This is a genomic window from Clostridium sp. AT4 (assembly GCF_001517625.2).
In the GTDB taxonomy this organism is placed as follows: domain Bacteria; phylum Bacillota; class Clostridia; order Lachnospirales; family Lachnospiraceae; genus Enterocloster.
The window spans coordinates 1,503,805-1,528,244 of the sequence record NZ_LN999828.1; the positions used below are offsets into that span (position 1 = coordinate 1,503,805).

A 24,440-nucleotide genomic window follows, 5' to 3' on the forward strand; every position below is an offset into this window, starting at 1 on the left:
TACCTCATTTCCGCCCGGCCTATGCCGAACTCTGTGTTTATCTTTTTAGTATACCATATCTCATTTTAGAATCAACGGAATTTTGTCCGGACAGATAAAAACGCCCCGCTGCTATGCTGTCTGCAAAGCTGCGGGGCGTACACCTGGGTCTGAAAAGGTATGCTTCTGCATTCCTTACTGTAAAGAAGCTGCTGCGTCTTTTCCTGCAGCTAAATATTCCTGACCGGAAAATTCATCTGCATTCGCCGCTGCCGCATTTACAAGAATCAGCACTGCTGCCAGAATCACCCAGGCAAAGCATTCCAATCCTTTTTTCAGTTTCATAATCCTCTTTTCCTCCTAAGGACCACATCTGGATCCGACTCACATTATACCGTTTTTCCGCAAAAATGCAAGTTTTAAATTTTTTTCTGACAGACGGGGAATTTCTCTTCTTCATCCGTTTTATATAGTAGAGGCTGTTAATTTTATACTTCTGATAAGGAGGAATATTTATGATTACTTATAAGCCATTCTGGGAAACCCTGAAAAAGTCACCCGAAACCACCTATACCCTAATCCATAAACATCAAATTTCCAGTGCTACCATTGACCGTCTGCGAAAGGATAAACCCTTAAGCACAATCACCATTGACGATCTGTGCCATATTCTGAACTGCCAGGTGGGTGAAATTGCCGCGTACATACCTCCTGAAGATAAACCACATTAAACGGTTAAACTCTGAACATTTTACAATAGCCTTCTGTTTTTTCCTGTGCTATACTTTAAGAAGCTTAACGTATAAGGAGGTTTCTTTGTAATGCAGAAGATTGGAAGAAATGATCCCTGCTGGTGCGGCAGCGGTAAAAAATACAAAGACTGTCACATGGAGCTGGAAGAAAAGCTGACCCAGTTCCGTCGTCAGGGCGCCATCGTCCCCACCAGAGCCTTATTAAAAACATCCGAACAGATCCACGGCATAAAAGAGAGTGCCCGGATCAATGTAGCAGTTCTTGATTATGTAGCTGCACATATCGGCCCCGGCATCACTACTGCCCAGATCGATCTGTGGGTCTATGAACAGACCACCCGTTTAGGAGGCATTCCCGCGCCTCTGGGCTATAACGGCTTTCCCAGAAGCGTCTGCACCTCTGTCAATGACCAGGTATGCCACGGCATTCCATCCGAAAATGACATTCTGAAAGAAGGCGATATTATAAACATAGACGTCTCTACTATCTATAATGGTTATTTTTCTGATTCCTCCCGTATGTTCTGCATCGGAGCGGTTTCTCCGGAGAAAAAACGATTGGTAGATACAGCAAAACAATGTCTGGAGATTGGTTTGACAGAAGTACGTCCCTGGGGATTTTTAGGTGATATGGGGCAGGCAATCCATAATTTTGCCAAAGAAAACGGCTGCAGCATTGTCCGTGAAATCGGCGGTCACGGCGTGGGACTGGAATTCCATGAAGAACCCTGGGTAAGCTATGTGTCCAAAAAAGGTACAGAAATGCTCATGGTTCCCGGAATGTGCTTTACCATTGAACCCATGGTAAATATGGGACGGCCGGATGTATTTGTGGATGCGGACAACGACTGGACGGTATATACGGATGACGGACTGCCCTCCGCCCAATGGGAAATCCAGGTGCTGATCACAGAGGATGGATATGAAATACTGGCGTGGTAGACGATTTTCCGAATGGAGTATGCAGCACGAAATGCAGCACGCATTAAAAAAAGTCCTGTATTACAGGACTTTTTTTAATGGAGATAGTGGGATTCGAACCCATGACCTCTTGCATGCCATGCAAGCGCTCTCCCAACTGAGCTATACCCCCATTGGAACATATTTATATCAACTGGCGTCGACTCGTTGATAATACCATATCCGGCAGAATAAATCAAGTATTTTCCAAACTTTTCTCAAAAGGTTTCCAAGACACAAGCTCCCCGAAAGGTTTTCGCCTTCCGGGGAGCTTCTATCATTTAATATACATTTTCACTGTAGAAATTATTCATTTCCATACAGAGCAACCAGCTTGGATAAGTGCTCAAAGCGCTCCTTAGCCTCCTGCTCGTTGCGTGCGAACAGCTCTGCTGCTCTCTCAGGATTCTTCATGGTCAGAGACAGGTAACGAACCTCGCCCTTTAAGAAGTCCTGATAGCCTTCCATCTTAGGAGCCTTGGAATCCAGAGTGAACTTCTTCTCTGCTGCAGGATTGTAACGGAAGTTATTCCAGTAGCCACACTCTAATGCCAGCTTCTCCTCAGTCTGAGCCTTGTTCATGCCCTTCTTGATACCATGGTTGATACATGGAGCATATGCAATGATCAGAGATGGTCCCGGATATGCCTCAGCCTCAGCCAGTGCCTTAACGGTCTGCTGCATGTCGCCGCCCATACAGATCTGTGCAACGTATACATAGCCGTAGCTCATAGCGATGCCAGCCAGATCCTTCTTCTTGGTCTCCTTACCGCCAGCTGCGAACTGAGCAACTGCACCGGTCTTGGTAGCCTTGGAAGCCTGTCCGCCTGTATTGGAGTAAACCTCGGTATCGTATACCATGATGTTAATATCCTTACCGGAAGCCAGAACGTGGTCTACGCCGCCGAAGCCGATATCGTAAGCCCATCCGTCACCGCCGAAGATCCACTGAGACTTCTTAGCCAGGAAATCCTTGTTAGCTACGATGTCCTTGCAAACCGGGCAGTCAACGCCGGATAATGCAGCAACCAGACGATCGGTTGCAGAACCGTTCAGAGCGCCGATGCCATAGGTATCTAACCACTCCTTGCAGGCTGCCTTGATATCGTCAGTTGCGTTCTCATTTGTCATAACGCTCTCAACCTTAGCCTTTAAGCCGTCTCTGATTGCGTTCTGAGCCAGTAACATACCATAACCGAACTCAGCATTGTCCTCAAACAGGGAGTTATCCCATGCAGGACCCTGTCCCTTAGCGTTCATGGTGTATGGTGTAGAAGGTGAGGAGTTGCCCCAGATAGAGGAACATCCTGTTGCGTTTGCAATGTACATTCTATCACCAAACAGCTGGGTGATCAGCTTAGCGTAAGGAGTCTCGCCACAGCCTGCACATGCGCCGGAGAACTCAAGCAGAGGCTGCTTGAACTGGCTTCCCTTAACAGTGTTCTCTTTGAACTTTGCAACAACCTCATCCTTGATGGATACAGTCTGGCCAAAGTCAAAGATAGCCTGCTCGCTGAGGCTCTCTTCCAGAGGCTTCATCTCCAGAGCCTTGTTGCCCTTCATGCCTGGGCAGACATTTGCACAGGAGCCACATCCTGTACAGTCAAGTGCAGAGATGGTCATGGCAAACTTGTAGCCTGGCATACCGGTCATATCCTTCATCTTCATATCTGCAGGAGCGTTAGCAGCTTCATCAGCTGTCATAGCTACCGGACGGATAACAGCGTGAGGACATACATAGGAACAGAAGTTACACTGGATACAGTTGTCAACATTCCATACAGGAACATTTACTGCAATACCACGCTTCTCGTATGCGGAAGAACCAGATGGTGTAGTACCGTCTACGTAATCCTTGAATGCAGATACAGGCAGGGAGTTTCCTTCCTGAGCGCTTACCTTGGTCTGAATGTTGTTTACGAAGTCAACAACTTCCTTGCGGCCCTCGGTAACTACCTTATAATCAAGGCCTTCGTCCTCGCACTGAGACCAGCTTGCAGGAACCTCTACCTTGTGAACGCCCTTAGCGCCGGCATCGATTGCTGCCCAGTTCTTCATAACAACGTCCTCGCCCTTGCGGCCGTAGGTTGCCTTTGCAGCTGCCTTCATCAGTTCATTTGCCTTCTCAGCAGGAATGATGCCTGTCAGCTCGAAGAATGCGGACTGAAGGATAGTATTGATACGGGTCGGGCCCATGCCGGTCTCGATACCGATCTTAACACCGTCGATGGTGTAGAAGTTGATCTTATGATCAGCGATGAACTTCTTAACCTGTCCTGGCAGATGCTTCTCAAGACCTTCCATATCCCATGGGCAGTTTAACAGGAAGGTACCGCCGTCAACCAGCTCCTGAACCATGTTGTACTTGCGTACATAAGAAGGATTGTGGCAGGCAACGAAGTTAGCCTGACGGATCAGGTAGGTAGACTTGATGCGGCTGTGTCCGAAACGCAGATGAGACATGGTAACACCGCCGGACTTCTTGGAGTCGTAATCAAAGTATGCCTGAGCGTACATATCAGTGTTATCACCGATGATCTTGATGGAGTTCTTGTTAGCACCTACCGTACCGTCAGCGCCAAGACCCCAGAACTTACAGTTGGTTGTTCCCTCTGGAGTAGTAACTAAAGGAGCGCCAATCTCCAGAGACAGATTTGTAACGTCATCCACGATACCGATCGTGAATGGGCTCTTTGTCTCATTCTCAAATACTGCTACGATCTGAGCAGGTGTGGTATCCTTGGAACCTAAGCCGTAACGTCCGGTCTGGATCTTGATCTGGTCAAACTTGCTACCCTTAAGAGCTGCAACAACATCCAGATACAGAGGCTCGCCCATAGCGCCTGGCTCTTTTGTTCTGTCTAATACAGTGATGGTCTTTACAGACTCAGGAATGGTATCGATCAGTGCCTGTGCGCAGAATGGTCTGTACAGACGAACTTTAACAACACCAACCTTCTTGCCCTGTGCAACCAGGTAATCAATGGTCTCCTCGATGGTATCATTTACAGAACCCATAGCAACGATCACATGCTCTGCATCAGCAGCGCCGTAGTAGTTGAACAGCTTGTAATCTGTACCGATCTTAGCGTTAACCTTGTCCATGTACTCCTGAACAATTGCAGGAAGTGCATCGTAGTAGGGGTTACATGCCTCTCTTGCCTGGAAGAAAATATCAGGGTTCTGAGCAGAACCTCTCTGGCATGGATGATTTGGATTCAGAGCGTTCTTACGGAATGCTGCAATCGCATCCATATCAGCCATATCCTTCAGATCCTCGTAATCCCAGGTCTCGATCTTCTGGATCTCGTGAGATGTACGGAAACCGTCAAAGAAGTTGATGAAAGGAACTTTGCCCTTGATTGCTGCCAGATGAGCAACTGGAGTTAAGTCCATAACTTCCTGTACGCTGGACTCACACAGCATAGCGCATCCTGTCTGACGGCAGGCATAAACGTCGGAATGGTCACCGAAAATAGATAATGCATGGCTTGCCAGTGCACGGGCAGATACGTTAAATACGCCTGGCAGCTGCTCGCCTGCGATCTTGTAAAGGTTAGGGATCATCAGTAACAGACCCTGGGAAGCAGTATAGGTGGTGGTCAGCGCACCTGCTGCCAGAGAACCGTGTACAGCACCTGCTGCACCAGCCTCAGACTGCATCTCTGTAATCTGAACTTCATGACCGAAGATGTTGGTTCTTCCGTCTGTTGCCCATTCATCTGTAGCTTCTGCCATAGGTGAGGATGGGGTAATCGGATAAATAGCCGCTACATCAGTAAATGCATAGGAAGCATGAGCTGCTGCATGGTTACCATCCATGGTTTTCATTTTTCTTGCCATTTTGATTTCCTCCTGCAATTAGTGAAATATGTATATGATAGTATACATGTAAGTCCGCCCGACGGCACATAGCCTTTAGCGGACTGACCTGTATATTATTATAAACAATTCTTTAACAAATTGCAAATGCTTAATTGCTATTACTGCAAAAAATACAATGTATACAGTATAATTTATGCATAAATCCTCTGACAGCCAGAAATAGCGAAAAAGAAGCAGCCGTAAAATTTCCATTTGGGGATTTTACGCACTGCTTCTTTCTTAAAATTTTTAAAAATTCAAACCGCTATTCCGGCTTTACGGGAACAACCACGGCTCCGGCTCCCGGCCCGCCCTGTGAACCGGAAGGCGCGTCCTCTGACGGAGCAGGGGCCACAGGTACGGAAGACGGCTCTGTAGAAGCTGATCCCGGCCCTTCTGCCGGAGCAGAGGAAGCCGTACCTGACCCAGGCTGGGACTGGGTCGTCTCAGCAGGGCCGGTATATCCCTCCGGCATTCCGTCCACTGTCGGCGTAACCGTTGTTGCCTGCGTGGTGGTTTCCTCCGGATTTAATACCACACCGCTGGTATTGCGGTGGACTACCGGCTTGTGGCCCTTATACGTTGTTTTATGATCCAGTTCTCTGGAAATCTCCTTGCCGTCCTTATAGACAACCTTATAGGTTTCCCAGCGGCTTCCGGAGCTTCCCTTGCTTGTGGTCTTTTCCACTCCCGGATCCAGAGTCTGATCTTCTACATATTCCGGTTCCGGCACACCAAGGTCTTCTACCTTTTTAGACTCAAGATCCCAGGTGATGCCGTCCTCCAGAATCGGGATACCATATACAGATACCGTCATCTTCTGATCCGCATAGCTTGCCCGCAGGCCGATCGCTGTGCTTGAGGTATTGATGAATTTAAAATCAGGCTGCTCATAACTTACAGTAGCATCTCGTCCCGGAGTTACATAATTTGGCTCAAAGGTATGGGAACGGCGATAGCTGATCTTTAAGCCCGCTTTAAATACTGCATTGTACAGAGTAGTTGAAACCTGGCATACGCCTCCGCCGATTTCCTGAACAACCTCACCGTTATTATAGGCAGCCGCACCCTTATAACCCTTAGCCTCTGTACGCTGGCCTACAGTTCCGTTAAAGGAGAACTCATGGCCCGGCTTGATAACGGTGCCGTTAATAGCTTCTGCCGCCAGACGGACATTCGTATTTCTGTTTTTATTGGATGTGGTATTTGTAGTAAAGGAACCAATGGTCTTATACTGCTCCTTTGCGCTGGCCGCCGTAATCTCAGGTGCCACCGTGCTGCCGGATGCCTCAATTTTGGCATCAAAGTCCTTTGCAGCCAGAGCCTGTGTGATATCATCGATCAGCTTTTCCTGATCAATGGCAAAGCCATTCTCCTCTCCCGCGAAAACGAACTTCCCTGTTTCTGCATTAAAGCTGTCGATGGAACCATTTTTTGCCTTCTTATCCCACTTCGCCGCGCAGGCTGCTGCCTCCGCTTTAATCTGCTCTTCTAATCCGGCCGTATCCAGCGTGTAGCTTTCCTGAGGCTCTCCGCTGTAGATCTCATTTAAAAGAGAATCGATTTTTCCGGCCATCAGGTCATTTACCTCATAAACTTCAGAATCATAAGAAACGGTCATGCTCCATGGAAATTCTTTTAACAGCACCTCTCTGGCCTGAGATTTGGAAAGGCCGGTGATGGAAATGCCGTCTACGGACACCTCTTTTTTCATCTCGGTTTCTGTCACTGCCTCTGTTGTTGCCTGCACTCCCGTCTCATCAGAGTTCTTTCCATTTAACGCCATAGCAATGCAGGTAATCACTACGATCAGGATCACGCCTCCAATGGCAATCCATTTATAATCCGGCCCCTTTCTTCTGTGGCGGCGGCTGTTCCGCCTTACATTCTGCATGGCGTTCATCCTTCCTGCCTGGCCGGAGCGGTAAGAGGAACTGCTGCGTGAGCCGCCGTGTCCTGTATTTCTGGAAGAGGTACCTCTGGATGATGCTCTCCCGGAAGCACTACGTCCTCTGTCTGCGCCCTTTGCCCGGCTTCTGCCCGGCGAAGCGCTGCGGTTCCTGCTGTTGTTTTCTAACTGATTCATTTTTCTCACACCTTGTTCAAAATACTTTTGCATTAATTACAGCTTGTAGTATAGCATACTTTATTTAAAATGGAACCGCTTTTTATATTTTTTTCCTTTGATTTTTTCTATTTGTGAATTTACTGTTACTTATTATAAATGAAATATTATGGAAGTATTACCAAAGTATTTCACTGCTCTTTTTTAGAGGCTGTGACCTTTGAAAGCTGCAAAATGATCTCGCTGAAATATCTGGGCGGAACCTGCTCCAGAAGAAGCGCCTTTTTATCATCTGCCTCATCATAGACATAGCTTCCCCTCTCTATGGTTCCGGCCGGATAGAAACGGACGTCTTCTATTGTTACCTCCTCGTTCTGTCCTCCGATATAGGTTCCTGAAAAATGAAGCTCCGCTCCCAGCTTCCCGTCTTCCCGGTAAAAGGTATAAAAACAGCCCGCATCCTGAACAGAACCCGTATACCAGCCAAGAGACTGCATTTTTCCGATGAGAGACAGATCGTTAAGGATTACTCCTTCAAAGCGCTCCACTGCCTTCTGCCCCACTTCTTCTTCGGAAATGAGGTACGCAGTGCGGTCCAGCTGTTCCACAGGCTGAATGATTTCATAATCCTCCAGCTGCTCCTTCCATGCGTCCCTCTCTTCCTTTGAAAGCTCAATGGGATGGATCAGGCCGATTACTGCATCCTCAGGCAGCTCCAGCTCCTCTTCATCCACCGTATTAAAGGAGCCGTCCTCCATATACCGGAAGCTGCCTGTAAGTGTTTCTTCCTTATATATACCCCAGATCAGGCCAATGGCAAAGGGGTGCATCACCGGCTTTTTCGTAAACAGCTCCACCCAGTCCTCCTTCTTCCACATACGTCCGGATGACAGGGCCAGCTCCAGCCTCTGCTTCTGGCTGGCAGCCACGGTTTTTAACTGCTTTTTCATAGCCTTAAACTCCTCGTAAGCCCTTGCCGCCTTATCTTCCTCATCCCGCTTGCCCGGAGCAGGCATATTTTTAAGCTTTCTGCCCTCCTGGTCCCGAACCTGAATTTCAAGCTCCGGGGTAATGGACACGGTAAAGGATCTTGCTCCATAGTCAAAAACACGCTCCATCCGCTCATTAAAACCGAGATCCGGCACAATCCGGTCTGAAAGCTCCTCTCTAGTAATCCCAAGCTGTCCGGCGGCAAATTCCAGCGCTTTGGCAGCCGCAGCCTTCACCTGACGGAACTTGAATTTTGACGCAATGCCGTCTACCTTTAAAAGCGCCTCTGAAACAGGGCTTAAGGCCAGTGCGTTGACCGCCTCACAGGCCATGGCGCCTCTGGCATTTGCCGGCCATTCCTGGATCTGACGGTACAGCTTTTTAACCATCAGATCGCCTCCGTGGATGGACGCTGCATAAAGAACCCATTTCTTCTTTGCTTCTGCGCCCTGCTCCATAAAACGGTCAAAAAGTTCATTTACATAAAGAGAAAACTCCTCTTTCTTAAGGTCTCCGGCCAGAAATTCAGCGTCCTTATTTACGCCCGGACTGGTTCCTGCTCCGGCATAGCACAGGAGAATGGCCTGAAGGTATTCAACGGACGCCTCCTCCCCGTTTTCAAAATGAACCGCCGGGAAAGGAGTCTGAAAGGCCCAGGACAGCGTGCGGCTCTTTCCTCCTTTATGAAGGGCTTTTACCAGATCCTCCCTCTTTAAAACGCCGGAGGGGCTTTCATTTTCTTCCTCCTTTACCCCCAGCACCTGGGTTAAAAGCCGGCGCACCTTGGCATTTTTTTCCTTTTCAAGAGCTGCCTCAAGAGCCGGGCGGTCGGAAACGTCATTCCATGCAGCCAAAACATATACCGCAGCTTCCCTGGGGCCTGCCTTTTTATCGCTTAAAAGAACAAGTATATCATCCTTCCAGTCCTTCTGCTCCTCTAAAATTTTTAAAAGCTCCTCCCGGACGGATTTAGCCGTATCCTTTGCATAGGAAAGAATTTCTTTTTTGTACTCTTTTGCCATCAGAGCCATGGTCATAAGCCCCAGACGGCGGCCTTCTGCCTCAGACTCACGAAATACTTCCATCACTGCTTCCGGATTGGCTCTGAGCTTATACAGAAATACTCTTCTGGCTGCCAGCTCAAAGCAGCGTTCCTTATCCGAATCAAGGTATAAGGATTTTACATTCAGGATAAAGGTCTTTAACAGATGCGCCTCATCCATTCCCGCTTCTTCCATGTCTTTAAAAAATCCTGCAAAGGCTTCTTCCTTCGGCTGGTAGAACGGATTTTTTCCCGAGGACATAAAGTACCCCTCCTGCCGAAGAAAGGTACAGGCCTGGCAACGGTTAAAAAATTCCCGGTCCTCATCCTTAGCAGGAAAGCCGTCCAGCAGATTACGCAGTCTATAGCCCCTGTAAAAATGACTGTTTTTTGCCATCTGTTCCTCATATGGATACAGAGCGCTGAAAGGAACCCGTCCATACAGGTAATCAATTAACGTCTGGGTTTCCGGGCCTTTTTCCTCTGTCAGTACCTTTATAACCGCATCTCTTCTGCGCATGCCGGCAGAGGACTGAAGGGTTTTATAAAGCTTAGGATCTGCGCTGCGAACCACATTCATCATGTAATTCATCTGCTCCAGATCTTCCTCCTTTAGGCATTCCAGATACAGCTCCTTATTCTTTTTAAGCTGGCTGCAAAGAATCTTCCCCTGCTTTCTGATGGCTGCCCAGGAAATGTAGGACTTGCTGTCCAGATGGAACAGCTCATCAAAGCTTCCTCCCCGTTCGTGAAGATCCCTGCGGAAATCCAGCTGCTCCATAATAGGAAGGCAGCAGTTCATATCAGAAGCCAGATACAGATCCACTGTGCGCATCAGACAGGGGGACAGGGCCATATTCATAAAAGCGGTTCCGCATATGAGCCATGTAATAAGATTATTCTGGGCCAGAGGACCTGCCAGAGAACGGATCTCATCCGTCATGGATCCTTCCTTTAGCGCACGGGCGATCTGAAACCGGCTCGCCTTGGAAACAGAGGACGGCAGCGCGTCTTCAATGGTGTTGCATACAATCGTTTCATATTGCCTCATAAGCTCCGCGTCTTCACCGGAAAGCCCGTTTCCATTTCCAAACGCTGAAACAAGCCGGTTCAAAATACCCTTTGCACCCGCAGCCCCCTCTTTGGGTTCTTCCAGCTTTTTATCCGGGTATTTCCGGAGAAAATAGAGGGAAAGAAGGATCAGCCTGCCATTAGCCATATCCCCGATGCAATACTTCATGGCTGACAGCAGGTATTCCGGAGTCTTAGTCTGTTTTATCATCTGATCCATCAGATAGCTGAAACGTGTATCATTGTTTCTGCCCGCGATCTCTGCCACAACCGAAAGCCACTCTTCCGGCTTCAGTCCCCAGAAGTCCTTCCCCTCTCTCATAAAGCTGTAACGCCATGCATAATTCCCCCGTTCCAGCGCGCCGCAGGTTGACTGTCCCAGTGCAAAAAGCACCCGGAGCATTTTTTTTGCTTCCTCTGGATGCCGGTCGCAGAAATGGCTAAACAGCGCTGCCGCAGCCTCCAGCTGCGTCTCGGCAAGCTGGTAAAAGTCCCTTGCCGTTAAACCCTGTAAGGCTTCCTCTCCCCGTTCGCCTGATACATAGGAAAAAATCTTCTCCCGTTCCTGTTCAGACAGACCGATTTTCTCCAGAGTTTCCATTATTTTATCCCCATATGTTCTCTTTGGCTGTATCATACGCCTTCTCCTCCTTTTTACCGGATTTTTGCTGTATCGTCTATCACTGTGTATAGTAGGCTTCTGCCAGATCAAACTCCGTCTTTCGTCTGGCCAGCCACAGGTATTCCGCTATATTTACATAAATTTCCAGTTCTGCCCCATGAACGGGATGCAGGCTGTGACGGCAGCCTTCAATCTCCCGGCACAGCTTCCCAAGCTGTATGCCAAGAAAGGCAAGCCCGCTCTCTCCTGCACGTTCCGCCCATTGCCGAAGCATCCCAAGGGTGCTGTCATGAACGGCGTCAAACCCGCTCTGGTACAGATCCTCGATCTGCTGGCTGACCTCTTCCAGAAGGCGGTACATCTGCTCCATGGCATTGATTTTAAGTACCCGTTCCCGTTCCTGCGGTGAATCTGAAACCCATTCATCTGCAAACGCTTCCCGTTTGCTGGCTTCCTGCCCCCACTGAAAAATCTCCAGAGGATGAAGGATCATTTTCCCATCTTTTAAGTACAGCTTGCCTGCAATGGCAGGAATGGGAATTTCTCCCTTTTCCACCTGATCTGCAATCCGCTCCAGATAGCGGATATTCGCGTCCTCCCGCCTGCTGTATGCCATCTCTGTCAAAAGTTCTTTCCCATTGGAATCAAAAACAGCCATGGAAAATTTCTGCTCTGCCTGAGAAAAACGGGCCGCATCCCAGGCTGCAGCCTGAACGCACACGATCCGTAGCGTCTCCTCCTCCCGTTTCAACCAGCTGTTTTTCAAAAAATACTGTTCTTTAAAAAGCGCTCCAAAGTCTTTATAAAGCCATTTTCCCGCGTCCTCCGGGCAGAAGCTGTGTTTTCCTGTTATCATGCCTTTTGTATCCTGACTGGATGATAGACGGCCTGTTTTTCCGGCTTTTGCCTGTTTTAAGCAGACCTCTGTTCCGGCCAGTTCCTCTAAGGATACATTTAATCCCCAGGGAGCGGCTGCCTTTTCCATCCGCCCCCGTCTTCCCCGGCTGTCATAGTACACCGGACGGGCGCTGGTATATGTATACCATTTCTTTGTATTCTTTTCCAGAAAATATACCGTTTCTCCCTGATAACCGTTTCTGCTCTGAAAGGCCTCCGCCGTAATGCCGATCAGTTCCATATCTCCTGCCGGTTCATAGTCCATGTGAAAGACTCCTCCCAGGTTCCTAAGCTCCCCGTCTGTTTTCACCCGGCTCAAACGGCAGATCTGTTCATAAAGGCGGGCGCTTTCATCCATCAGCCCTGCGGCATTTACAGAGGATGAACGGCTAAAATACGCTTCATATCCATTTTGAAGGCTCCGGAACGCATCTTCAAAGGAGGCCAGTCCTTCATTGTGGCTGATCACTGCCAGCCGTTCTAAGGTATCGGCACTCTGACTGGCAGTGCGCGAAAGGCCGGAAGCTAATATATCCTCTAATGCAGCCTTCATCTCACCGGCCTTTTCCCGTATCCGGTTCAGATCCGCTTTCGGTTCTTCCTCTTCCTTTTCAAATTCCTCCAAACGCAGAGTTCCCGCCTCCATACGGCACCACAAAGCCGCAGCAGCCCTGTGAGCGCAAAATTCCTTCTTTTTGCAGGTACAGGAGGAATATTCCAGCGGAAGCAGAAATTTTACCTGCAACTCTGAATCCGGAAGCTCCACCAAAACCGTGCTGGAACGAGCGATATCTGCCCTTTTCCCCGCCCGGATCTGCCCCAGTACCTCCCCAAGCTTCTTCATCCCTAATGCCCGTATGATCTTCTGGTTCCCAATCTCCAGAACGGCCTGCCAAAGCTCCTCTGAGGGCAGAGCTTCGGATTTTTCTTTCTTCTCCTCTTTTATCCCGCCTTCTCCCGCTTCATACATATCCTTAAGAACCAAAATAGCCTGCACAATATGCCTGCATATGGATCTGGACGGACAGCTGCACCGGCTTTCCGCCAGCACCGGAGCGATCAGAAGCTCTTCCTCTCCAAGCTTTACATTTATGCCCCGATCCCCTGTATCCAAAATCTCACAGGGAGTAGTTTCTCTGTCCTTATGGGCCCGCTTTACCGTACCCTTATTGCTGAGACCGGCCAGATATTCGTCATCCGCACCGGCCAGTATGGTTTTCCAATCTGTCATGCTATGATTTTCCCCATCCATTCTGCCAGCTGCTCCGGAGTCATAGCCCCTACATGAGCCCCCAGCCGCGCCATCTTTTCTGCTGCATTTCTGTCATATACCGGATCTGCCTGACGATCCAGAGCTGTAAGAGCTACCAGTCTGGCCCCGCTTTCCACAATATCCTTCACAGCGCCGTACATATTTGCCTGGCTTACACCCTCATAAAGATCGGATACCAGCACCACAATGGTTCTGGCCGGAGCTTCGATCAGGGTTTCACAATACCTTAAAGCTCCTCCGATGTCCGTGCCGCCGCCCAGCTGGATACTCATAAGCGTTTCGACCGGGTCTTCCACATATCCGCTTAAATCCACCACACTGGTATCAAAAATAACCAGCTTCACATCCATCACCGGAAGCCTGGCAAAAATCCCCGCCATCACGGCACTGTGGATCACGCTGTCCATCATGGAGCCGCTTTCATCAACACAGATGATTACATTCCATGGGCTGTGGCGTTTCAGCCTGCCGTAAAAATAGACCTGATCCAGCAGAAGCTGCCTCTTTTCCACATCATAATGCTTTAAATTCATCCGAATGGTCTTCTTTATATCCAGATTCCGCATAGAGCGCACCGGACTGCCCGAAAAACGGTCCATGCGGCCTATAAGCGCAGGCCGTATCTCCTGCTCCAGCTCCTTTGTAAGCTCTTCTGCGACCTTTTTTACCACCTCACGGGCCATTTCAAGAACCGGCCCCTTCATCATGGATTTCAGTTCCAGCACCATTTTTAACAGCTCCCTGTTGGGCTCCATGCGCTTTAATACCTCAGGATCCGTTAAAAGCTCCGTCATATTGTACTTTTCCAGAGCATGGCGCTCCATGATCTCTGCGGTTGACTTGGGAAACAGGCGGCGCAGTTTCTCAATCCAGGAGGGTACGGTAAGGCTGGAGGGATCGCCGCTTCCCCCGCGGTCCTTTCGGATCTCCTGTTCTTCCCCATACTCTCTGGAATAAAGGAACTCCAGCACCTGATCCATTTCACCATAGGGCAGACTGCCCTCTGAAAAATACACGGGTCCTTCGGCATACCGGCCCAGAGCCAGACGCCAGCGGTTCAGTATCTCTTTTTCATCTCTCATCCGGCTCTCCCTCCATGGATAGTTTTACAAAGTTTTCCAGTTCTTTCCCATAGGCAAACACACCCGGAAACACTGGCGACGTTTCTTTTTCCAGACTTTTTTCCCGGTGAAGCCCGGCCGCCAGATTTCCAACCCTCTTTAACTCTCCCGGAGTAAATGCGCCAAAGGCCAGACGAAGCTGGGGCAGAAGTTCTAAAAATTCCCCATCCTCCACCTGGGAGAAAAACGCATCCAGCATGGGAATCATGCCCTGCCCCATAAAAATGAGATCTCTAGCTGTGAAAAAAAGGCCTCTGAGAAAAACAGCCGTTTTAAGAAGCTGCTCTCTGGTTCCGGTAATGTATCCCCGGCCCGCAGCCTCCGCTTCATACGCCTCTTCCCTGCCGCAGCCAAACAGGATCCCGTGAATACATCCCTCCAGGCCCGGATGGAGCTTTCCATCCTCCCGCATCCGCTCTAAAGCCTCAAAATACGCCTCCCTGCTGCAGCCTGTCTGCCCTCCGGTCTGATAGAGAAGCTTCATGGCCTTCATGGCGCTTTCCAGATCCTCATCCTTAATCCGGGCCATGGAGGGAAGAAGGATCACCAGCTTTTCATAACAGCCTGCGATCAGCCATTCAAAAGGAAGATTTACCCGGTAAAGCCCCTGAAGCTCTTTCAGCATCCGCAGGCGTGACAATGCCTCTGCCACTGCAAAAAACCGGGTATCCTCCAGAATGATCCGGCTGACCGCTTCATAAACAGGCTCCATCTCCTGATCCAGTCCCATTTCAAACACAGAGGTAAGCAAAAGGGCGGCTTTCCCGGCATCACTTTCCGTCTTAAGTTCCTCTCTTACAAGGCTTGTCACTGCCTCCTCAATCACTGCCCCCCGGACCGATACGTCCATAAGGGCTGCTGCTACGGAGGGTCTGAAGCGGCAGATCCAGGTTTCCCGCATCATATTCCGGTCTCTTCCCAGACGCAGATCCGGTCCCTTTGTCTTTCTGGCAAACTCTGTCTGAAGAAATACCATCCTGTTTAAAAATTTGCTCTCTTCCCTGTGTTTTTCGTTGGAAAATGGGGTGAGTACCCGCTTGATCTCCATAGCAGACCGGCTTCGGATGCCGAACCTGGCGCACTGCCTTTCAAAATCCTGAATCAGAGGCGGTACCTCAGCCTGCTTGCAGAGCTTTCCCAACCGGGTTCCTGTCATATGCTTTTTGAGAATCCGAAGTGGCTTATCCGATGATAAGGAGCACTCACCCTTAATAAAGGAGGAAAGCACCGCATCCTTTAATTCCCAGGCTCCGGGCTCTCTCTTATCCCGAAGGGATGCAAGCCCTCTTGCCTGATCCAGAGCACAGATCTCATCATAGGTGGTGGGAACGCCGTCCTTTTTTCTCCCGTCCCTTCCGGTCTCAATCAGGAAATCAAGGACTGCTCCTTCATACACTCCCTTCTGCGGCTGTTCCTTCTCTTTATTTTCTTCCAGTTTTTCCCATATTCTCTGGTAAAAGCCGGGAAAAGGCATACCGCTGGCATAACCGCCCCAGGCGTCTGTCTCCTCCATGGAATAGGGCATCAGGAAAATGCCCTCCTCCCCCTTTTTTGCCTGTTCCTTCCATTCTTTAAGCTTTGTCTGTTCCCTGAGATACTCTGCCAGCGCCGGAGTATGAAATCCGCCTGTGATTCCAAGCACCAGCCCTTCTTCTCCCACCTCGGCCGCCTTTTTCTTAAGCCTTCCTGCCATAAACTGCTCTCTGGCCTCGCAGCCCTCTGAACAGATCTGCTCCGACGGGGTATCCTCCCGGATCATCCGGCAGTAGCCAAGAAGCATTTCAAACCAGGTTTCGCTCTCCATGCACAGGCCCTGGATTTCAAAGTACTTCTCCCAAAATTCATCAAAGGAGCGCAGACCGGTTTTCTGGCAGAGCTTCTGAAAAAAACGGCCGTCCGACAGCAGCCGGTCCCCTGTAAGGCCTTCGCTGCGGCTCTTTTCACAGGCAGCCAGAATCTCCCTGTAAGGCAGATCCATAAAATTACCTGGGATTCCCAGATCTCTGCACGTCCTCAGGGCTGCCAGCTCCGGCGAATAATCCAGAAAGGGATAATAACACTTATAGTATTCTTCACCGCCGCCAATCTCTCCTGCCTGATCCTGATAGGAATAATATACGGCAAAGGGCGCCTTGGTCTCCTCATGGATCATGGCCGAGATCAGGGAGCCTGCGTTTTCAGGCCCTTCGATCAGAACCGCATCAGGCTTTAATTTTTCTATCATCCGCACAATATGCCAGGCGCAGGCCGGGCTGTGATGGCGCACGGGAAGAAGGATTATTTCAGCCATTTCCTTGCGTCGTAGTATCTGCTCCATATTCCGCCCTCTCTGCTGCTCTTGTCACGGATCACTGTTCCGAAATAGGCCTTTACCTTTTCCAGATCATCCCTGTTTTCCTTTGAAATTGCTCCGGTAAGATTTTGTACCAGGCAGTCAATATCCATGGTTTTATTTCCATAGTAATAACCTGAAATCATGGTCTGATAGTACACAGATACAGCCTCTGCCGTACTCATAACCGCTCCCGGCCGGTCAATCCGGTGTCCCAGGGAAGATACTCCCTCCCGCAGTTCATGGTAGGTAGAAGCCAGCAGCTCTGCCGCACTCTCATCCAGCTCCATTTCCATATGGCTTTCTTTTGCCAGGCTTTCCACCTCATTTAGAATGATCTGCTTTTCCATGGAAACCTCACGCACCGGCTGAACCGTTTCAAAGTTAAAACGGCGTTTTAAGGCGCTGCTCATCTCATTTACGCCCTTATCCCGTGTATTGGCCGTTCCGATTACATTAAATCCGGGAGCGGCAAAGAGAAAACCCTCATCGCCCAGCTCCGGAATATTTAAAAGCTTATCGCTCAAAACGCTGATCAGGCTGTCCTGAATCTCTGCCGGAGTACGGGTGATCTCCTCAAAGCGGGTAAGGATTCCCTTTTCCATGCCCGTATACAAAGGCGACGGCACCAGAGCCTCGCGCACCGGCCCCTTTGCCAGCAGCAGCGCATAATTCCATGAATACTTGATCATATCTTCTGTGGTTCCGGCTGTTCCCTGGATCGTATTGGTGCTGACGCCGCTGATAGCCGCAGAGAGAAGCTCCGACAGCATGGTTTTGGCCGTTCCCGGCTCTCCCACCAGCATCAGCCCCCTGTTTCCCGCCAGCGTAACGATGCTGCGCTCCACCAGGGCATCATTTCCAAAATATTTCTTCCGGATCCGGCACGCGCCGCCCGAATAGGGAATCTCCTTTGAACTTCCCAGAATAAAGGTGCGCACAGCCTTTGGTGAAAGCTGCCAGTTTAGGGGTCTGGGGCCTGTATCATTTTCTTTTAATGCCTTTAGTTCCTCTACATACCGGATTTCCACCGGCGGTTTAATCCACTGCTGCTCCGTCATCTGTATGTCCTCCTTTATATCAGGAAAATATATATCAGTATAGCAAAATTCCGTCTGCTGTGCTACTATATATACAAAAAAAGGAAGTGAATATCCATGGGTTTTGTTGATCTGCATACACACTCTGATGCATCAGACGGCAGCTTCACTCCGGCCCAGCTTGTGCATCTGGCAAAGGAGGCCGGTCTTTGCGCCATCGCCCTTACCGACCATGATACAACTGCCGGGATTGTCGATGCCGTTGATGCCGGAAAAGAGCTGGGAGTAGAGGTTATCCCCGGCATTGAAGTATCCGGTAATTACGAAGGCCATGAAATCCATATTTTAGGACTTTTTATCAATCCGGACGATCCGGAGCTTAAAGCATTTCTCAAAGACATGAGAAGCCGCCGGAACCGGCGCAATGAGGAGATGTTCCGCCGTCTGGCAGCAGACGGAATCTCATTTACAGATGAAGAGCTGTTCGGTTCCAATCCCCAGACCGTTATCACAAGAGCCCATGTGGCCCGTGCCATGGTTCAGAAGGGGTTCTGTTCTTCTGCGAATCAGGCCTTTAAAAAATATCTGGAATACGGTGGCCGCTACTGCCCGCCCAAGGAGGAGACCGAGCCGGAATCCATTGTAAAAATCCTGCTTAAAAACGGGGCTTTTGCAGCTTTGGCCCATCCCTTTTTATACAAGCTCGGAGACAAACAGACGAAAGCCCTCATTACCCGGCTGGCTGAGGCCGGAATGCAGGGATTAGAGGTCTACCATTCTTCTAATTACCCTCTGGAAAGCCGCAAGCTACAGAAAATGGCTGCCGGCCTTAAGCTTCTTCCTACAGGAGGCTCTGATTTCCACGGCTCATGCAAGCCGGATATTTCAATCGGCACAGGCCGGGGCGGACTGAGGGTATCAGAGCTTCTTTTAGAGGATATCCGGCGCTGTGTCTGCCCCAAATCCCAAAAGGAAACCTGAATCTGTCAACAAATAAAAGGAGGATGTTGAATATGAAAATCCAGAATGTCACAGATGTAGACAAATTTTTTAAGGTGATTGATGAATGTAAAGGAACGGTAGAGCTGGTATCCCCTGACGGCGACCGTATCAATTTAAAGTCCAAGCTGGCCCAGTATGTGTCCATTGCCTCTATCTTCGCAAACGGCTATATCCGGGAACTGGATCTGATGGCCCATGAGAAGGAGGATATTGAACGGCTGATACGGTTTATGTATCAGGGGGAATAAAAATATTTAATCCACATATTTCAGGGTTCAGAAGCCATGCTCTTACGGCATGATTTCCGGCCCTGTTTTTATATATATTGTTGTCATATTCCAATAAATATATCACACTTCTTATCACATTCGTCCAACTCCATTGAATCCCCATATAGCCTATGGTATAATTTTTTAGAATTGAAAGATATTTGAATCGATTGAAAGGAGCCATTTTCATGACTGCCAATTTCCCTGTTTCTGTTATCATCGCTGATGATGAAGCTTCAATCCGCAACGGACTCCGATCTGCTGTGGAATCCATGAATCTGAATATACGCGTTCTTGGAACTGCCAGAAACGGGCTGGAAGCTTGGAATCTAATCCAGACCTATATGCCGGATATTATAATCACGGATATACGTATGCCTCTCTGTGATGGGCTGAACCTGATGAAAAAATGTAAAGAAGCCCGCTTTCACATTGACTTTGTCATTCTCAGCGGATTTGATGACTTTACTTACGCCCAATCAGCAATCCGCTATGGTGCCAAATCCTATCTTTTAAAACCTTTTAAAAATGAAGAATTAAAAGAAGAGCTTAAGATACTATTGGATGAAATCCGTCAAAAGCGTGGTCTTTCTTCCTCTTCTGCCGCACCCAGCGAAGAGACCATGACCGCTCTATCCAGAAAGTTGTTTTTAAATCAACTGATCCATAATGAATTCCATTATGAACATGATCTGGAAACAGCTGTAAAAGAATCCGGTCTCTCTTTTCCTTCCGGCTTCTGTCAGGTTCTTATCTTTTCTCTGGGAACAGGATCTCCCATTGATCCTCAGTCCCTTATTGCTCTGAAGCATACAATTGAACGCCATATGACCGGCTTTTATGCTCAAGTATGGGATAACGAAACCTTCCAGCTAACAGCGCTTATTTTCCCAGCACTTTCAGAAAATTTGTCGGCAATTCATGTTCTTGCGCATAAAATTATAGAAATCTGGACCTCAGAGCATGGTATGCGTCTGACCATCGGTATCGGAACACCGGAAAAATCCCTGCTCCAGGCAGGGCACTCCTATGCTATGGCTGTCACAGCCCTATCCTATCAGATGTATGAAACAGAACACCTTATCTTTGATCCTTCTGTTATCTGTACCATACCACCATCTGTCTCTGCCAATCACATTGATCCGGCTCCTCTTTTAGATGCCATTTGGAACAACGACACAGATGCTATTGTTTTCTGGTATTCAGAATATATCCGAACGCTGTTTTATGTTCCCATGCCGTCTCCCAGCTTTATCAGAGGAATGTGCATTTATCTGGTAACGGATATCCAAAATACACTGAAAAAGCAAACAGAAGACTGGCCTGAACTGGTTTTTGAACCTCCCTACATCCGAATCAATGAATTTTCTTTTTTCCGACAGATTAAAGACTGGTGTCTTTCCCAGTTTCTTCAATATGGGAAGGTTCTTTCTGAATATAAATCATTTGGAAAAGACCGCATCATTGCAAAAGCTAAACGCTTCATAGAAAACAATATAAATCGTAAGATTTCTGCAGAACTTATAGCGGAGGCCGTAAATTTAAGCCCTTCATATTTTACCATTTATTTTAAATCCAAAACAGGAATCAATTTCCGGGATTACCTGTTAAGCCGCAAAATGGAACAGGCCAAACACCTGCTGATGGCCGCTGACGCTAATATCAGCGAAATATCCTGCGCTGTAGGCTATGACGATTACCGCTCATTTTACCGCGCTTTTAAAAATTATACCGGCCAGACTCCATCTGAATATCAGACAAAATGCCGGGGAGGAGATTCTGTTCACTGATGAAAAAAATCCTTACTTTGATTGCCAACCTGAATATTTCGCATAAAATATGGTTATGTATGATTACCATTTCACTCACACTGTCTGCCTTCCTTATTTCTTTCAGCAGCCACTATTTCTCCCAGCTGTATCGGGAAGATGCCTACAATCAGGCCGCTGATTCTCTCCATATCGGAGCTCAGTCACTGACGGACTCTTATAATCTTCTTTTAAAAAATGTGATCGATACTGCTTCTACTGCAGATTTTTCTGCTTTAGTACGGGATGTACATATGAATCGTCATGAAAAGGATGTCATGCACAAAGCAGCCTTGCAGGCACCTCTGAGCAATTTAACTGATTCCATCCCCATCCTGGACAGTCTGGCTATCCTTGGCAAAAACGGAGAATATTATTCCCTGTATACCAACACCTTAAAAAAGGGATATACTCCATGGGACGCTTTTAACTGGAACTTTTTTTCCATAAATGATATTACCTGGCTCCCCATCCGTTCCAGCCCTTTTATAAAAAACAATCAGATCATCCCTGTAGTTCTTCCCATTTCTCTGGTTCCCTCTACGCACTATCTCCATATCTGCCGAAATCCAGAGAATACGGATATTTACATTGTCCTTTTGCTTGATTCCAAAAAAATAGAAGAACGTTTGGCTTTAGCTGCATCCTCCCACTCAGAACGTACCCTTTACATAGCTGATGCTTTCGGAACTCCTTTAAGTCTTTCTCCGAATTCCTCCTGGTATGAGACGGTTTCTGATGAATGTGTACAAAACAGTCTCCGTTCCTGTACAAAATCAGAAGGTTTCAAACAGGTTCTGGATGAAAACCAGTACAGCCTTTATTCCATTCCGTTAGATTTCTGCGGTCTTAACCTTGTCAGCATCGTGCCAAAAACATCGCTTCACACCAGACTTGCCCGCATGAGCACCTTTCTCCTCCTTATATCATTAGCAGGATTGATGCTGACCGCTTTTCTTTCTCTGATTCTTTCCCGTTTTCTCACCCGGCCTCTGGCCCGGCTGATCCAAAACGTACACAGAATAGAAAATAACACCTATGATACTCCTGACCAGATGAAATATAAGGATGAAATAGGCCAGTTGAATATGGCTATCAATTCCATGTACAAAACGATACAAGAACAGATACAGCAGATACGCGAAAATGAAAGAGATAAATATCAGGCAGAAATACAGCTTTTATCTGCCCAGATCAGCCCCCATTTTCTGTATAATACTCTGGAATGCATCAACATGGAAATCCTGAGCGACCGAAAACAAACAGCCTCTGCCATGATTACAAGCCTGGGAGATTTTATGCGCATCGGACTGAATTACGGAAATGAACTGATTCCTTTATCCAGAGAACTGCTCCATGTCAAATCATATATAGATATTATGAATTATCGTTTCAGTCAGAAAATTGAATTGATCAGTACCATTCCTCCAGAGCTTACAGACTGTCTGATCTTAAAATCCATTCTGCAGCCTCTGGCCGAAAATTCCATACGGCACGGATTCAGTCTGGATGAATCTGGCTGTATTCCGGTTCCCATGCCGGAAATTTCTGTAAATGTTTTTGAAAATAACGGAATCCTCACAATTGAGGTGATCGATAACGGTCATGGTATTGATATTTCACGGGCAAATGAAGCCCTGTCTCGAGATGGGCGTCAGCCCTGTTCTAAGCATGTAGGCCTGAATAACGTCTACGCCCGCTTAAAAGCCTGCTACGGAACTGCTCAAATTCACTTTGAAACCATTCCTTATTTCAGGAATGTCGTCCGCATTACCATTCCTTATAAAATTGCCAAAAATAATCAAAAGGAGATAAAAACACTATGAACAGATATTGGGGAGACCTTCACAACCACTGCGGCATCACTTATGGCTACGGTTCTCTAAAACACGCCTTAGACCGTGCGAAAAGCCATCTTGATTTCTGCGCTGTCACCGGACATGCCATGTGGCCGGATATACCGGAGCGAAATGAAGAAACCGCTTTTGTGGTGGACTTTCACCGCAGAGGCTTCCAAAAATTGTATGACCACTGGGAAGAAGTACGGCACACCATCGCAGAGGCTAATACAGAGGACTTTATCACCTTTCAGGCTTATGAAATGCATTCCTCTCTGTACGGGGACCATCATATTGTCACTCCTGACGACAGCCTTCCTCTGATTTACCGTGACTCTCCTGCGCAGCTGCTGCATGACAGCGGCTGTGACGGTATTACGGTTGCACATCATATTGGTTATACGCCCGGCTATCGCGGAATCAACTGGGATCTTTACGATCCTGCAGTAACGCCTTTAATCGAAGTTTGTTCCAAACATGGCTGCGGTATGAGTGAAACAGCCCCCTATCCGTATTATCACAATATGGGCCCCCGAGACAGCCGCTGCACCGTATACGAGGGTTTGAAGAGAGGATTTCATTTTGGTTTTGTAGGTTCTACCGATCATCACGCCGGCTATCCCGGATCTTATGGCGATGGAAAATTGGCTGTTCTGGCAGAATCAAAGACCAGATCTGCAATCTGGGATGGACTGAAAAACAGAAGAACCTATGCAGTAACAGGTGACCGGATTAAATGCGATTTTTCAGTGGACGGACATCTGATGGGCAGTATTGTTCCACTGACCTCACCCCGTCATCAAATTTCCTATCGGGTAGAAGGCTGTGCTAATATAGATAAAATTGTCATTTACCGTAATCTAAATCCCATTCATATTGCAGAAGGTTTAACCATGATGCCAAAATCAGAAGATAACCGTTATAAAATTCGGATTGAAATGGGATGGGGAAATAATGAGCAGGAACTTTTCCCATGGAAGGGAAGGATCAGAGTATCCGACGGACAAATTTTAGAAGCAGAGCCCTGTTTCCGCGGCAGAAGCGTTCTGGCTCCCAGTGCTTCCCAGGACGTATCCCAGGATAATATAAATGAAATTGATAATCGTATCCTGTCCATCAGCGATGATTCTGTTTCCTGGCAGTGCTTTACAGTCAAAAATCCATCTCCCGTTCAGCCCCAGACATGCGCTGTAATCGCCGAAATACAGGGCAGCAGAGATACTGTGGTAGAAATCGAAGTTAACGGCCACTGCCGCCGGACATCAATCGGTGAATTATGCAGATATGGATACAGTGAACATATGAAGCCATATCATTCACAGGCATACAAAGTTCATACTGCCGTTTCCTGCTCCCAGTATACTGCGGAAAACTCTTTTACTGACGAATGGGAGGAACCTGCATTCTATCATACGGAAGTGGCTCAAACCAATCAGCAGTGGGCATTTGTAAGCCCCATATTTTTCGAATAATTGTCTGCACAAAAAATGCCGCCGAAGCAATCAAGCCTGCGGC

15 protein-coding genes and 1 tRNA gene are annotated in these 24,440 nt (G+C 48.1%); 7 read left to right on the forward strand and 9 right to left on the reverse strand.

Features of this window, described 5'->3' with window-relative positions:
• Positions 1-174: 174 nt before the first annotated feature.
• On the reverse strand, positions 175-324 hold the full coding sequence (locus BN3656_RS16715) for a hypothetical protein (protein WP_167544882.1): 150 nt from the start codon (positions 322-324) through the stop codon (positions 175-177).
• A 170-nt stretch (positions 325-494) separates the two neighbouring features.
• Between BN3656_RS16715 and BN3656_RS13315 the strand changes: the two genes are divergently transcribed.
• Positions 495-710 (forward strand): helix-turn-helix transcriptional regulator, encoded by a 216-nt coding sequence (locus BN3656_RS13315; RefSeq protein ID WP_066549023.1) that lies wholly within the window; start codon positions 495-497, stop codon positions 708-710.
• Positions 711-800: 90 nt separating this feature from the next.
• On the forward strand, positions 801-1,673 hold the full coding sequence (locus BN3656_RS13320; RefSeq protein WP_066549024.1) for a methionyl aminopeptidase: 873 nt from the start codon (positions 801-803) through the stop codon (positions 1,671-1,673).
• A 78-nt stretch (positions 1,674-1,751) separates the two neighbouring features.
• On the opposite strand, the gene BN3656_RS13325 is transcribed toward BN3656_RS13320, so the two are convergent.
• The 8 genes from BN3656_RS13325 to BN3656_RS13360 form a co-directional block, all read right to left on the reverse strand.
• Positions 1,752-1,824 (reverse strand) — tRNA-Ala (locus BN3656_RS13325).
• A gap of 173 nt (positions 1,825-1,997) precedes the next feature.
• Positions 1,998-5,534: a pyruvate:ferredoxin (flavodoxin) oxidoreductase gene (gene nifJ / locus BN3656_RS13330; RefSeq protein ID WP_066549025.1), complete on the reverse strand. Its 3,537-nt coding sequence runs from the start codon at positions 5,532-5,534 to the stop codon at positions 1,998-2,000.
• 286 nt (positions 5,535-5,820) lie between these two features.
• Entirely contained in the window at positions 5,821-7,641 is a 1,821-nt protein-coding gene (locus tag BN3656_RS13335; protein ID WP_066549027.1) for a VanW family protein, read from the reverse strand.
• A gap of 170 nt (positions 7,642-7,811) precedes the next feature.
• A complete protein-coding gene (locus BN3656_RS13340) occupies positions 7,812-11,360 on the reverse strand; it encodes a DUF4132 domain-containing protein (protein ID WP_066549028.1) in 3,549 nt (1,182 codons plus the stop codon).
• Between the two features lie 43 nt (positions 11,361-11,403).
• A complete protein-coding gene (locus BN3656_RS13345) occupies positions 11,404-13,473 on the reverse strand; it encodes an SWIM zinc finger family protein (RefSeq protein ID WP_066549030.1) in 2,070 nt (689 codons plus the stop codon).
• Complete coding sequence (locus BN3656_RS13350; RefSeq protein ID WP_066549032.1) at positions 13,470-14,597, reverse strand: VWA domain-containing protein; 1,128 nt, start codon at positions 14,595-14,597, stop codon at positions 13,470-13,472. The genes BN3656_RS13345 and BN3656_RS13350 overlap by 4 nt, the downstream gene beginning before the upstream one ends.
• Positions 14,587-16,953, reverse strand: a complete 2,367-nt coding sequence (locus BN3656_RS13355) for a DUF5682 family protein (RefSeq protein WP_207653717.1) — start codon at positions 16,951-16,953, stop codon at positions 14,587-14,589. The genes BN3656_RS13350 and BN3656_RS13355 overlap by 11 nt, the downstream gene beginning before the upstream one ends.
• Entirely contained in the window at positions 16,914-18,029 is a 1,116-nt protein-coding gene (locus BN3656_RS13360; protein WP_066550873.1) for an AAA family ATPase, read from the reverse strand. The genes BN3656_RS13355 and BN3656_RS13360 overlap by 40 nt, the downstream gene beginning before the upstream one ends.
• Before the next feature lie 96 nt (positions 18,030-18,125).
• On the opposite strand from BN3656_RS13360, the gene BN3656_RS13365 reads away from it, so the two are divergent.
• The 5 genes from BN3656_RS13365 to BN3656_RS13390 all read left to right on the forward strand — a co-directional run bounded on the left by BN3656_RS13365 (position 18,126) and on the right by BN3656_RS13390 (position 24,397).
• A complete protein-coding gene (locus tag BN3656_RS13365; RefSeq protein WP_066549037.1) occupies positions 18,126-18,989 on the forward strand; it encodes a PHP domain-containing protein in 864 nt (287 codons plus the stop codon).
• 32 nt (positions 18,990-19,021) lie between these two features.
• Positions 19,022-19,258, forward strand: coding sequence for a polya polymerase (locus tag BN3656_RS13370; protein WP_066549039.1), 237 nt, complete (start codon positions 19,022-19,024; stop codon positions 19,256-19,258).
• A gap of 209 nt (positions 19,259-19,467) precedes the next feature.
• Positions 19,468-21,069 carry a response regulator gene (locus tag BN3656_RS13380; RefSeq protein WP_066549042.1) on the forward strand — a complete coding sequence of 534 codons (1,602 nt, stop codon included), beginning with the start codon at positions 19,468-19,470 and terminating at the stop codon, positions 21,067-21,069.
• Positions 21,069-22,913, forward strand: coding sequence for a sensor histidine kinase (locus BN3656_RS13385; RefSeq protein WP_066549043.1), 1,845 nt, complete (start codon positions 21,069-21,071; stop codon positions 22,911-22,913). Before BN3656_RS13380 ends, BN3656_RS13385 begins: the two co-directional genes overlap by 1 nt.
• Positions 22,910-24,397 carry a DUF3604 domain-containing protein gene (locus tag BN3656_RS13390; protein WP_066549045.1) on the forward strand — a complete coding sequence of 496 codons (1,488 nt, stop codon included), beginning with the start codon at positions 22,910-22,912 and terminating at the stop codon, positions 24,395-24,397. Before BN3656_RS13385 ends, BN3656_RS13390 begins: the two co-directional genes overlap by 4 nt.
• The last annotated feature ends 43 nt before the right edge of the window (positions 24,398-24,440 follow it).

What these genes read in the sequence shown, in the direction of transcription:
- BN3656_RS16715 (WP_167544882.1), bottom strand. Translation starts at nt 324, where the DNA reads ATGAAACTGAAAAAAGGATTGGAATGCTTTGCCTGGGTGATTCTGGCA.
- BN3656_RS13315 (WP_066549023.1), top strand. Translation starts at nt 495, where the DNA reads ATGATTACTTATAAGCCATTCTGGGAAACCCTGAAAAAGTCACCCGAA.
- BN3656_RS13320 (WP_066549024.1), top strand. Translation starts at nt 801, where the DNA reads ATGCAGAAGATTGGAAGAAATGATCCCTGCTGGTGCGGCAGCGGTAAA.
- nifJ (WP_066549025.1), bottom strand. Translation starts at nt 5,534, where the DNA reads ATGGCAAGAAAAATGAAAACCATGGATGGTAACCATGCAGCAGCTCAT.
- BN3656_RS13335 (WP_066549027.1), bottom strand. Translation starts at nt 7,641, where the DNA reads ATGAATCAGTTAGAAAACAACAGCAGGAACCGCAGCGCTTCGCCGGGC.
- BN3656_RS13340 (WP_066549028.1), bottom strand. Translation starts at nt 11,360, where the DNA reads ATGATACAGCCAAAGAGAACATATGGGGATAAAATAATGGAAACTCTG.
- BN3656_RS13345 (WP_066549030.1), bottom strand. Translation starts at nt 13,473, where the DNA reads ATGACAGATTGGAAAACCATACTGGCCGGTGCGGATGACGAATATCTG.
- BN3656_RS13350 (WP_066549032.1), bottom strand. Translation starts at nt 14,597, where the DNA reads ATGAGAGATGAAAAAGAGATACTGAACCGCTGGCGTCTGGCTCTGGGC.
- BN3656_RS13355 (WP_207653717.1), bottom strand. Translation starts at nt 16,953, where the DNA reads ATGGAGCAGATACTACGACGCAAGGAAATGGCTGAAATAATCCTTCTT.
- BN3656_RS13360 (WP_066550873.1), bottom strand. Translation starts at nt 18,029, where the DNA reads ATGACGGAGCAGCAGTGGATTAAACCGCCGGTGGAAATCCGGTATGTA.
- BN3656_RS13365 (WP_066549037.1), top strand. Translation starts at nt 18,126, where the DNA reads ATGGGTTTTGTTGATCTGCATACACACTCTGATGCATCAGACGGCAGC.
- BN3656_RS13370 (WP_066549039.1), top strand. Translation starts at nt 19,022, where the DNA reads ATGAAAATCCAGAATGTCACAGATGTAGACAAATTTTTTAAGGTGATT.
- BN3656_RS13380 (WP_066549042.1), top strand. Translation starts at nt 19,468, where the DNA reads ATGACTGCCAATTTCCCTGTTTCTGTTATCATCGCTGATGATGAAGCT.
- BN3656_RS13385 (WP_066549043.1), top strand. Translation starts at nt 21,069, where the DNA reads ATGAAAAAAATCCTTACTTTGATTGCCAACCTGAATATTTCGCATAAA.
- BN3656_RS13390 (WP_066549045.1), top strand. Translation starts at nt 22,910, where the DNA reads ATGAACAGATATTGGGGAGACCTTCACAACCACTGCGGCATCACTTAT.